Genomic DNA, 11650 nt, shown 5'->3' with positions numbered 1-11650 from the left:
TACATGGCGATGCCGGACAAGTACCTCCCGTCCTGGCTCCGTGATTCGCGTACGGCGATGAAGGAGACGGGCAAGGCCATGTTGGCGTGGGACCAGTGGAGCGAGAACCCCTCGCGGGCGGCCGGCGCGGTCACCTTCAACGTGGTCACCGCCATCTTCACCGACGGCGCCGGCGCGGCGGCCTCGGGCGCGGGCAAGGCGGGCATCGCGGCGAAGGCACTGTCCTTCGCGGGCAAGGCCGGCCGGGCCATCGACCCGATGACGTACGTGTTCAAGGGCGCGGGCGCCGGCCTGTCGAAGATCGGCGATGTGATGGCCGGCCTCAAGGGCATGGGCAAGATCGAGATCCCGAAGATCTCCGAGGGTGCGTTCGCGCTGCCCGACGGCGCGTCGATCCTGCCTGACGGAACGATTCACCTCCCGTCCGGCACCGCTGTGCCCGAGGGTGCGATCAAGCTTCCCGACGACACCATCAAACTTCCCGAGGGCACCGCCACCCTGCCGCCGGGCACGGTCAAGCTGCCCTTCGACGACAGCCCCGCGAAGTACATCGACAACGAGGGCAACCTCTACAAGGAAGACGGCAGCCTCTTCCAGCACGCCAAGGACGCCAAGGTCGAAACGGCCCCCCACCACGCGACGGCGGACGCCCCGAAGGTGGAAACCCCCGTCCTGGTCGGCGTCGGCGCCCACAACGCCGACAACGCCATCCACCTCGGCTCCGACATGTCCGACCCCGTCCACGCGGCCGACAACGCCGCCCGCACCGGCGACCACGCCCCCGGCGGCCACGCCCCGGACGGCATGCCCCGCAACGACCTCAACACCACCCCGGGCACCCCCCACCCGGGCGACACCCCCTCCATCGGCGGCCACCCCGACGGCCCCTCCACCGGCGGCGCCCACCCCGACGGCCCGTCGACGAGTAGCCACCTCCCGGACACCCCGGGCGCGGGCGGCCCCCACCTCCCGGACACCCCGGGCGCGGGCGGCCACCACCTCCCGGACACCCCGGGCGCGGGCGGCCACCACCTTCCCGACGCCCCCGGCGCGGGCGGCCTGGACGACGCGGCGCGTGCGGGCGACGCCGGCAACGGCCCGGTCACCCGGGAACCGGTGGAGCGGCCCAGCTTCATGCAGGACGGCGACAACCCCTATGGGCCACACCTGACCGAGGCCCAAGTCGAAGAGATCCAGGTATACCGGGCCAACGAGGAACCAGGTTATTTCGACGACTACTACAAGAACAACGGCAATCGGAAGAACCTCGATTTCGTAGACGAGAGCGGCACCACACCACCGCAGCTCACCAGGGCCGACGAGAATTCTCCCTGGATTCGCGCGAAGGACGCGCCCGAACCGCCTACGCCGCACTATCTCGATCCCAAATACATTCACGAGACTCCGGGTTCGGTCACCGATCCCACACGTCTCGCCGGTCTGAAGGAAGCCACCCGGAAGCGCTTCTATTCGGTGTGGGCGGATCAACTCGCCGACACCTTCAAGAAGGAGGCGGACGCCAACCACGCGCTGCACGGCACGGAGGACACCGCTCACGACTTGGCGGAGGGTCGCGAGGCTTACCGGCACTACCACAAGTCGATGATCGAAGAGACGGGTGCCTACGGCGAATACGTCGCGGAGCACCACTACATCGCCGAGCACTACGCCGGGTCCACGAAGGAAACGCTGCACGGCCCCAAGAACGGCAATGACCAGTTCGACCAGGTGTGGCGCACTACGGACGGTCGTTACGTCGTGGTCGAAGCGAAGAGCAGTGTCGACACCAAGCTCGGCGGTCGCAACCTCCCCGATGGCCGCAGGGTTTCACAAGGCTCCCAGGAGTATTTCTTCGACATAATCCGCGAAATGAAGGAGCGCGGTAAGACCATCCCGAGCGAGCGTAAGCTCGCGAAGGCACTGGAAGACGCCTTCGACGACGGCAATCTGGAATATGTGGTCGTCAAGGGCGACCGAAACGGGCTCCAGTACAGTGGCTACCAGTACCAGCGCTTCGACATCAGTAAGGGGACCCTCCGGTGACCACCATTGTCAGTAGGCACTTCGCGTCACCGGGGGCCACCGAAGAAGAGTGGGCCGAGTCGCTCGGTGAGGATCTGGCCGATGACATCGACAAGCTGGAGCGGCGACCCCACGCCCTCGGGCGGGTCTTCAACAACGCGCTCCTCCACCTCGGCGCGCGTTGTACGGTCGACCCTCGTGCGGCGAAGCTGGAGACCTGGGAAGCGGTCGTCAACGCCCTTCAGGTGGGTTCCGCCATCTTCGCCACGGCTTCCGCGACCGAGGGGACCGTGGAGTGCCGGATCAACCGTCAGATCCGGACGCTGCCGGCCACGGGTGAGGATCAAGGCCTCACCGACCTCGGGACGTGGCTGACCACGTTCTGGCTCGCCGTGGTGTGCCGGGACCAGGCTCGGATCACCGAACTGGCCCGCTTCCCGCTCGACCGGCTCCATGGCGGCGGGTTCGACGAGTTCGTCCGGCACTGGGTCGATACGTTGCAGACGTACTGGCTGCAGGGGCCTGGCCTGGTGGAGAAATTGACCCGCGCCGTCGAGATGTCCACTCCGGGCATCGCCGTGCAAGCTCCGCGGGAACTGCTGGAGGCGGTGCTGGCACCGCCCATCAACCTCTTCTACCTGTTCATCACCCAGAACGCGGACGGGTTCAACGAGGCGTTGGTGCAGGCACTGGAGCTGCACAAGGCGTACTGGACGGCCGACGAGAAGCGGGTGGAGAGCCCGGGCGGTCATCTCGCGCTGGCCCCCTTGGCCATCGCGTGCTTCGCCTTCGACGGCAAAATGCCGATCGACGTCGAGTCGGGCTACCTCCCGCACCACCTGCTGACCCGTGGGTGGCTCGGCGAATTCCCCACCTGACAAGCGCATCGGCCGGAAAGACATTCAGTGGTCACGAGCGTGTTCCGCCAGGATTATCCGACGGATGCGATGGCTGCGGTCGTTCCGGTGATGGAGAAGTCCCTGGCCCGGTCGCTGGAAACCATCGAGGCGTCACACAGTGCCAGGACGGGCGCGGTCATGACGTCCCTGAACGTTGCCCGCGTGCGGTGCGTCGGCGATGCCGACGCGGTCATGCTCGAGACCTGGGAGTCCTGGCTGCTGGCCATGCAGGTGCACTCGGCGGTGTTCGCGGCCACGGCCACGGACCGAGAGTCGGTCACCTGCAAGATCCGCCAGGAGGAGCGGGAACTGGCCACGACCGGACCGCAGTTCAACCTGAACGCCGGGACCTGGATACAGGCTTTCTACCTCGCGCTGATCTGCCGAGAGACCGCCCGCCTCGACATGCTGGCCAAGGTGCCGGTGTCGCTGCTGCGCGAGTGCGGCGGCGTAATGGACGACTACGTCTACGCGTGGGTGGAGACCCTGCAGAGCTTCTGGCTGCGCCGTGACGACCTCCGCGAGCACCTGGTGCGCGCGGTGGACCTGAGCGCGCCCGAAGCCGCCCGCATCCTCGACGCCGAGACGATGGGCAAGCTGCAGTACCCGCCGATCATGATGTTCTACCGCTACCTGCGCAACGACGCGGCGGGCTTCAACGAAGCACTGGGCGACGCACTGCGCCGGCACAAGGAGTACTGGACGGTGGACGAAGACCGTCGGGAGAACATCGAAGGTGTCGTGGCCATCGCTCCCCTGGCGATCGCCTGCCTCGCCCGCGCCAACGGCATTCCGATCGAGTACGAGTCCGGCTACCTCCCCAAGGCACTCCTGGAGTTCGCCTGGCGCGGCGAATTCGACGCGTAGCAGGCGGTCTCGCCTCACACGTGGAAGGAGAGCAGTAATCGCGATCATTCCCCGCCACCCCTTTCCCACGGGGAACGCGGAAGCGGGAGTCGCCGTCCTCCCCTCCTCGGCCGCGTACGCCTCGGCCCACAGCGCGGCCCGCCGCAGGTACTCCCGAATCAGCAGGAACCGCGACCCCTCGCGAGACGACGGCGCAACCCGCCGGGCGGCGAAGGGCTCCTGGAGGAATTCGGCCCCCGGCTGCGCTGGGAGCCCACGGACCGGCGGCCTGCACCGGATCGCGTCCACGACCGGTAAGTCGGTCGTCCACGCCGGTCGTCGTCGGTCCGGAGGATGCCGCGCTGTCGGCCGGTGCGCACGCGGCTGCCGAGCCGGCTGCGCCGCGTGAGGCGGTGGTACCCGCCGGGGCGGCCGTGGTCACCGGCGCGCCCCTGCCCTGCGTGCGTGGTGCCCGGAGCCGGACTTGAACCGGCACGACCCGAAGGTCAGCGAGGTTTAAGCTCGCCGTGTCTGCATTCCACCATCCGGGCAGGGCGTGGCGGCCCCCGTGGAAAAGCCGTGAACGCTCCAGGTGAGCTTATCCGTAGTATCCCTGCCCCCACCTGGGCGTCTGTCCGATGTTGTCTGATTTTATTGGCGCTTGAGTGGTCGTCAGGTGCGATAACACACGGTCGGCACCTTCCTGACGTCGGTCTCGGCCCCGCGCAATTGACGGGATTTCGCCTCCCCGCGCCACCCCGCCCGCCACCCCCGTCCCGGAGCCGCCTCAGCAGGCGGAGTCATACCAGAGGAGGAGGCGGGCGCCCGCCCGGTCAGCCTCCGGTGGGCCGTCGAACCGGCACCGCGGCTGATCCGGGGCGGGGGTGCGGGCGGCGAGGATGGGAGGGTCCCGCCACAGCGCAGCACCCCGCTCGACAGGAGTCCCCGTGACCGCCATGAACTACGCCCCCACCACCCAGGCGGTGGCCGCCCGCGCCACGCAGCTGTCCAAGGTGTACGGCCAGGGCGAGACCCAGGTGGTCGCGCTGGACAACGTCTCCGTCGACTTCGCCCAGGGCCGGTTCACCGCGATCATGGGGCCCTCCGGCTCCGGCAAGTCCACGCTGATGCACTGTGTCGCCGGCCTGGACACCTTCTCCGGCGGCTCCGTACGCATCGGCGACACCGAACTCGGCTCGCTCAAGGACAAGCAGCTGACCCAGCTGCGCCGCGACAAGATCGGTTTCATCTTCCAGGCCTTCAACCTGCTGCCGACGCTGACGGCCCTGGAGAACATCACGCTCCCCATGGACATAGCGGGCCGCAAGCCCGACCGGCAGTGGCTGGACTCGGTGATCCGCATGGTCGGTCTCGCCGACCGCCTCGGCCACCGCCCCACCCAGCTGTCGGGCGGCCAGCAGCAGCGCGTGGCCGTGGCCCGCGCCCTCGCCTCCCGGCCGGAGATCATCTTCGGTGACGAGCCCACCGGCAACCTCGACTCCCGCTCCGGCGCGGAGGTACTGGGCTTCCTGCGCAACTCCGTGCGCGAACTGGGCCAGACCGTCGTGATGGTCACCCACGACCCGGTCGCCGCCTCCTACGCGGACCGCGTCATCTTCCTCGCCGACGGCCGCATCGTCGACGAGATGCTCAGCCCGAGCGCCGACGGCGTCCTCGACCGCATGAAGGCGTTCGACGCCAAGGGCCGCACCAGCTGAGGGACATCCCCCCTCCCCGTCCCCGCTGACCTCCGCCCCGCCCTTCGACCTCCTGGACGCCTCCACCATGTTCCGTACCGCCCTGCGCAACGTCCTCGCGCACAAGGCCAGGCTGTTGATGACGGTGCTCGCCGTCGTCCTCGGCGTGGCCTTCGTCTCCGGCACCCTCGTCTTCACCGACACCGTCGGCAAGGCCCTGTCCGGCCAGTCCGCCAAGAGCTTCGACGGCATCGCCGTCTCCGTCACCGCCGACGGCCCCACCCGCAACGACGAGGGGACCAAAGAGGGTGAGCCGGGCATCAGCGCGCAGACCGTCGACAAGGTCAAGGCCCTCCAGGGCGTCGACACCGTCTCCGGCCGCGTCTCAGGCTTCGCCGGGGTCGCCGACCCCCACGGCAAGCTGATCGGCAGCGGCTGGGCCAACCGCGGCTCCAACTTCGCCGCCGTCAAGGACGGCAAGGACCCGCGTTACGTCTTCGCCGAGGGCAACGGCCCCGCGAAGGCCGACGAGATCGCCCTGGACAAGGAGACCGCCCGGCGCGGCGAGTACACGGTCGGCGACAAGGTCCGGGTTGCCTCCAACGGCCTGCCCTCCGAGTACACCCTGGCCGGCGTGTTCACCACCGAGGACGGTCAGGTCAACGCCGGAGGCTCGCTCGTGCTCTTCGACACGGCCACCGCCCAGAAGCTCTACCTGAGCCCCGGCTTCTTCCAGGAGCTGTCGATCAGCGCGAAGCCCGGCACCACCGCCGACCGGCTGCTGTCCGAGGTCAAGCCGCTCGTCGGTAAGGACGCCACGGCCAAGACCGGCGCCGCCCTGGCCGCCGAACAGGCCAAGGACATCGAGCGGCAGATGGACACCACCAACCAGATGCTGCTGACGTTCGCGCTGATCTCGCTCTTCGTCGGCATCTTCCTGATCTACAACACCTTCACGATGCTGGTCGCCCAGCGCACGAGGGAACTGGCCCTGCTGCGCGCCATCGGCGCCAACCGCGGCCAGGTCAAGCGTTCCGTACTGGCCGAGGCCCTCGTCGTCGGCGTGGTCTCCTCCGCCCTCGGCCTGCTGGCCGGTGTCGGCCTCGCGGTCGGCATGCGCTCCCTGATGGACTCCATCGGCGCGAAGATCCCCGCCGGTCCGCTGGTCGTCAGCCCGGGGACCATCGCCATCGCGATCGTCATCGGTGTCCTCGTCACGCTGCTCGCGGCCTGGCTGCCCGCCCGCCGCACCGCCAAGATCGCCCCGGTGGCCGCGATGGGCAGCGCCCACCTCCCCGCCACCGCCAAGTCCCTGGTGCTGCGCAACAGCATCGGCGGCGCGCTCACCCTGTTCGGCCTGGCCGGCATCCTCGGCGGCGCGATGGTCGGCAAGGACGGCAAGATGATCATCGGGGCGGGCGCGTTCCTCACGATGATCGGCATCATCGTGCTGCTGCCCGCGCTCTCCCGCCCGGTCATCGCGGCCCTGCGCCCGGCGCTGCGCAAGGCGTTCGGCGTCGCCGGCAAGCTGGCCGCGCAGAACGCGGTGCGCAACCCGCGCCGTACAGCCGTCACCGCGGCCTCGCTGGCCATCGGCCTGACCCTGGTCACCGCCCTGTCGGTGCTGGGCGTGACCATGGGCAAGGCCGTGGACCGGATGACCACGGACAAGCTCAAGGCCGACTACAAGGTCTCCCTGTCCGGCGGCTTCGGCGGCCTCGACCAGAGCGTCATCGGCGCGCTGTCGAAGGCGCCGGGCGTCAAGGCGGTCTCCCCGCAGCAGGCCGGCTCGCTGCGCTTCGGCGGCGGCAAGGAGTTCAGCTCCGCCTCCGGCGTCGAGCCGGCCGCGATCGGATCGCTGCTCAACATCGAGGTCGTCGCCGGTTCGCTGGACAGCCTCGGCAAGGGCCAGGTGGCGGTCGCCGACACCACGGCGAAGTCGCGGGGGCTCAAGGTCGGTTCGGTCCTCAAGACCGCCTTCGACGACGACAAGAAGGCCGATCTGGTGGTCGGCGCCGTCTACAAGGAGATGGACGGCATGCTCTCCCCCTACGTGCTCGACTACAAGATCCTCTCCGCGCACGAGGAGAAGCCGTACCTGCCCGAGGTCTTCGTCAAGATGGACGGCGGTCCCTCCGCCAAGGCCCAGCAGACCCTGGTCGACGCCCTCGGCAAGAACCCGGCCATGAACATCGCCACCCAGCAGGACATGCGCAACGAACTGGGCGGCGCCATCAACACCGCGCTGAACATCATGTACGGCCTGCTGGGCATGGCGCTGATCATCTCGGTCCTCGGCGTCGTCAACACCCTGGCCATGTCCGTCTACGAGCGGACGCAGGAGATCGGCATGCTCCGCGCCATCGGCCTGGACCGCGGCCGGGTCAAGAACATGATCCGCCTGGAGGCCATCGTGATCTCGCTGTTCGGCGCGGTCATCGGTGTCGCCCTCGGCACGTTCATCGCCTGGGCCGTCGGCCAGACCATCAAGGACGGGGTGCCGCACTACGCGCTGGTCGTCCCGTTCGGCCGGATCGCGGTCTTCATGCTGCTGGCCGGTGTGGTCGGCGCCCTGGCGGCCATGTGGCCGGCCCGCAGCGCGGCCCGGCTCAACATGCTGACCGCCATCAAGACCGAGTAGCCGCGGGCACCCGTACGGGAAGGGCCCCGCGACCGGAGTTCCGGTCGCGGGGCCCTTCCCGTATCCCGTACGCGGTCGTGCCGTACGGGTCTACGGGGCCTGCGGCGCGCCCCACTCGCGGGCCCGCAGCGGCATCCCGGAAACCCCGCCGTTCCCCGGGCGGACCACCAGGACCTGGTTGACGCCGAGCCGGTTGTGTTCGAAGCCGAGCGCGGACGCCGCCATGTAGAGCAGCCACACCCGGGCCCGGCCGGGCGAGGTCAGCCGGACGGCCTCGTCCCAGTGCCGCTCCAGCCGGCCCACCCAGGCCCGCAGCGTCAGCGCGTAGTGCTCGCGCAGCGCCTCCACGTCGCGGACCTCGAAGCCGGCCCGCTCCAGCTCGCCGACGGTGGTGCCGATCGGGGAGAGTTCCCCGTCGGGGAAGACGTAGGCGTCGATGAACTCGTCGACCCGGTACGCCTCTTCGTCCGGCTCCGGCGGGCGGCCGATCTGGTGGTTCAGCAACCGGCCGCCCGGGCGCAGCAGCGCGTGCAGGGTGTGGGCGTATTCGCGGTAGCGGGCGGCGCCGACGTGTTCGGCCATGCCGATCGAGGAAATGGCGTCGAACGGGCCGTCCTTGACGTCCCGGTAGTCCTGGACGCGGATGTCGATCCGGTCGGCCAGGCCCTCTTCGGCGGCCCGCTTGCGGGCGTAGACGGCCTGCTCCTGGGAGAGGGTGATACCGGTGACCTGGACGCCGTACTCGCGGGCCGCGTGCAGGGCCATGGAGCCCCAGCCGCAGCCCACGTCGAGCAGGCGCTGCCCGGGCGCCAGGTCGAGCTTGCGGCAGACCAGGTCGAGCTTGTCCCGCTGGGCGTCCTCCAGAGTGCCGCCGGGGCTCCAGTAGGCGCAGGAGTACACCATCGAGGGGCCCAACACGTGCTCGTAGAACGCGTTGCCGACGTCGTAGTGGTGGCTGATCGCCTGGCGGTCGCGGCCCTTGCTGTGGACGGCGCCACCGCGCCGGACGGCCTCCTCCGGGGGCGGCGCGGGCGCCGGCCAGGGCCGGGCCAGGGCGATGAGGTCGCGTACGGCGGCCCGCGCCTCGGGGTCGCGCAGCAACGCGGCCGTTCCGGCGACGCCGGAGGAGGGGGCGGGCAGGTGCGGGCGCAGCGCGGCGAGTTTGGCCAGTCCCGTCGGTGCCGGCTTCGGGTCCGGGGCGGGGGCGGGCCCGCGTTCCCAGAGCAGTCCGGCCACCCGGTCGAGCAGCTCGAACAGGTCGCCCTCGACGGTCAGGTCACCGGCCACCCAGGCCCGGGCCAGTCCCAGCTCGCCCGGCTTCCACAGCATGCGGCGCAGCGCCCGGCGGTGGTTGAGGACCAGGGTCGGCCCGGTGGACGGGCCGGCCTCGCTGCCGTCCCAGGCACGTATGCGCACGGGCACGGGGGCGCCCAGCAGGGTTTCGGCGAGAGCGGCCAGCCGCGGCGCGGCGTCGGTCATGGCAGGCACCTCCATAAGTTCCGACCGGACGGCCTACCCATTTCCGCCAAGGGTTAGGCCCTGTCCGGACGATCTTCGCGGAGGCGGCTCAAGGAACACCCCAGGACGGCACGAGGACCCCGTGCGAACGCTCACCGGCGTGCCGGGAAGCACGGCAGGGACGGCAGGGACGGGGAGGGGGCGGCACGGTGTCGGAAGGGCCGCGAAGGGGGCACGAGGGGCCGGGACAGGGCGGGTGGGGCACGGGGGAACGCCGAAGGGGCCGCCCGCACCACGGATGGCGGACGGCCCCTTCGGGGACGTGCTGGTCGAACTCAGGCGTGCCGCGGCTCGCGCCGCGTCAGGAAGCCTTCGCCTTCTGGGCCGGGGCCTGGGCGGCCGGGGTCGGCGCCGGCTTGGCGGCTTCGTAGAACTCCTCGCGCGGCGACTCCAGCGCACCGAGGGAGACGACCTCGCGCTTGAGGAACATGCCGAGGGTCCAGTCGGCGAAGACGCGGATCTTCCGGTTCCAGGTCGGCATGGCCATGCCGTGGTAGCCACGGTGCATGTACCAGGCGAGCCGGCCCTTGAGCTTGATCTTCATCTTGCCCATGACGATCATCGCGACGCCCTTGTGGAGGCCGAGACCCGCCACCGCACCCTTGTTGGAGTGCGCGTACTCGTGCTGCGGGAAGCCCCGCATGCCCGAGATGACGTTGTCACCGAGGACCTTGGCCTGGCGCAGCGCGTGCTGGGCGTTCGGCGGGCACCAGGCGTTCTCGACGCCGGCCTTGCGGGCGGCGACGTCGGGGACCTGGGCGTTGTCGCCCGCGGCCCAGATGTAGTCGGTGCCCGTGACCTGGAGGGTCGGGGAGGCGTCGACGTGACCGCGCGGGCCCAGCGGGAGGCCGTAGCGGGCCAGGACCGGGTTCGGCTTGACGCCGGCGGTCCAGACGATGGTGTTGGAGTCGACCTCGAGGCCGTTCTTCAGCACCACGTGGCCGTCCACGCAGGAGTCCATGGAGGTGTTGAGGTAGATCTCGATCCCGCGGGACTCCAGGTGCTCCTTGCCCCAAGTGCCGAGCTTGGGCCCGACCTCGGGAAGGATCTTGTCGGCCGCGTCGACCAGGATGAAGCGCATGTCCTCGCGCTTGATGCTGGAGTAGTACTTGGCCGCGTCGCGGGCCATGTCCTCGACTTCACCGATGGTCTCCGCGCCGGCGAAGCCGCCGCCGACGAAGACGAAGGTGAGGGCCTTGCGGCGGACGTTCTCGTCCGTCGTGGACTCGGCCTTGTCGAGCTGCTCGAGTACGTGGTTGCGCAGGCCGATGCCCTCTTCGACGCCCTTCATACCGATGCCCTGTTCGGCGAGGCCGGGGATCGGGAAGGTGCGGGAGACGGCGCCGAGCGCGATCACCAGGTAGTCGAAGGGCAGCTCGTACGCCTCACCGACGAGCGGCGTGACGACGGCGACCTTGCGGTCCTGGTCGATGCTGGTGACCCGGCCGGTGAGAACCTCTGCCTTGGGCAGCACGCGTCGCAGCGGGACGACGACGTGCCGAGGCGAGATGCTGCCTGCGGCCACTTCGGGGAGGAAGGGCTGGTAGGTCATGTACGAGCGCGGGTCGACGACCGTGACGGTCGCCTCGCCGTAGCGCATCTTCTTCATGATGCGCTTGGCCGCGTACAGACCTACGTACCCACCTCCTACAACGAGGATCCTGGGACGCTCCGTGGTGCTCATGGAACGAGTATCCAGCACCCCCAGGAGTGACGCTCGTGAGCCCCTTCACAAGGTGCTCGGCACCCTCTGCTACACTGCGCCGCCCACGTGACCCAGATCATGGCGCCGAACGGGAACCACCGTGTAACGGGAGTCGTTGTTCACCCGTCCTGAACTGGCCTCCTAGGCCGAAAACGGAGTAGACCACCGGTTTCGTGGATACCTACCGGCGACCTCCGTCCGGCTCCGACAATCGCACGAACGCTCGCACAAAAAGGGCCCGCGGGGACCGCGAGCGCCCCGAAGGGCCCTCCGCTTCACCCTGCGGGCCTTTTTTCCTTGTGAAGAACTTCACGAAGCTCGT

General features: G+C 69.5%; 7 protein-coding genes and 1 tRNA gene. 5 read left to right on the top strand and 3 right to left on the bottom strand.

Features of this window, described 5'->3' with window-relative positions:
• The 3 genes from ABZ934_RS17005 to ABZ934_RS16995 form a co-directional block, all read left to right on the top strand.
• Positions 1–2043, top strand: a 2043-nt coding sequence (locus ABZ934_RS17005) for a hypothetical protein (RefSeq protein WP_361313319.1), incomplete at its 5' end; no start/stop codon positions are given.
• Complete coding sequence (locus ABZ934_RS17000; protein WP_361313317.1) at positions 2040–2900, top strand: immunity 49 family protein; 861 nt, start codon at positions 2040–2042, stop codon at positions 2898–2900. The genes ABZ934_RS17005 and ABZ934_RS17000, both read left to right, overlap by 4 nt.
• A gap of 69 nt (positions 2901–2969) precedes the next feature.
• Positions 2970–3788 (top strand): immunity 49 family protein, encoded by an 819-nt coding sequence (locus ABZ934_RS16995; protein WP_361313315.1) that lies wholly within the window; start codon positions 2970–2972, stop codon positions 3786–3788.
• A 445-nt stretch (positions 3789–4233) separates the two neighbouring features.
• Here the strand turns inward: ABZ934_RS16995 and ABZ934_RS16990 are convergent.
• Positions 4234–4318 (bottom strand) — tRNA-Leu (locus ABZ934_RS16990).
• A 405-nt stretch (positions 4319–4723) separates the two neighbouring features.
• Between ABZ934_RS16990 and ABZ934_RS16985 the strand changes: the two genes are divergently transcribed.
• Together ABZ934_RS16985 and ABZ934_RS16980 are read left to right on the top strand one after the other, a co-directional pair.
• Positions 4724–5485 carry an ABC transporter ATP-binding protein gene (locus tag ABZ934_RS16985; RefSeq protein ID WP_361313361.1) on the top strand — a complete coding sequence of 254 codons (762 nt, stop codon included), beginning with the start codon at positions 4724–4726 and terminating at the stop codon, positions 5483–5485.
• Between the two features lie 67 nt (positions 5486–5552).
• Positions 5553–8105 (top strand): FtsX-like permease family protein, encoded by a 2553-nt coding sequence (locus tag ABZ934_RS16980; RefSeq protein ID WP_361313312.1) that lies wholly within the window; start codon positions 5553–5555, stop codon positions 8103–8105.
• A gap of 90 nt (positions 8106–8195) precedes the next feature.
• Here the strand turns inward: ABZ934_RS16980 and ABZ934_RS16975 are convergent, their stop codons facing one another.
• Positions 8196–9584: a cyclopropane-fatty-acyl-phospholipid synthase family protein gene (locus tag ABZ934_RS16975; protein WP_361313309.1), complete on the bottom strand. Its 1389-nt coding sequence runs from the start codon at positions 9582–9584 to the stop codon at positions 8196–8198.
• Positions 9585–9924: 340 nt separating this feature from the next.
• The gene (locus ABZ934_RS16970) at positions 9925–11307 is read right to left on the bottom strand and encodes an NAD(P)/FAD-dependent oxidoreductase (RefSeq protein ID WP_361313306.1); all 1383 of its coding nucleotides are present in this window, start codon (positions 11305–11307) and stop codon (positions 9925–9927) included.
• Positions 11308–11650 lie beyond the last annotated feature (343 nt).

The organism is Streptomyces sp. NPDC046557 (assembly GCF_040645975.1).
Taxonomy (GTDB): domain Bacteria; phylum Actinomycetota; class Actinomycetes; order Streptomycetales; family Streptomycetaceae; genus Streptomyces.
This window is presented reverse-complemented; position numbering and strand designations above follow the sequence as displayed.

Excerpts from the sequence above, each read along its gene's own strand:
- ABZ934_RS16970 (WP_361313306.1), bottom strand. The coding sequence starts at position 11,307 with ATGAGCACCACGGAGCGTCCCAGGATCCTCGTTGTAGGAGGTGGGTAC.
- ABZ934_RS16985 (WP_361313361.1), top strand. The coding sequence starts at position 4,724 with ATGAACTACGCCCCCACCACCCAGGCGGTGGCCGCCCGCGCCACGCAG.
- ABZ934_RS16995 (WP_361313315.1), top strand. The coding sequence starts at position 2,970 with ATGGCTGCGGTCGTTCCGGTGATGGAGAAGTCCCTGGCCCGGTCGCTG.
- ABZ934_RS16980 (WP_361313312.1), top strand. The coding sequence starts at position 5,553 with ATGTTCCGTACCGCCCTGCGCAACGTCCTCGCGCACAAGGCCAGGCTG.
- ABZ934_RS16975 (WP_361313309.1), bottom strand. The coding sequence starts at position 9,584 with ATGACCGACGCCGCGCCGCGGCTGGCCGCTCTCGCCGAAACCCTGCTG.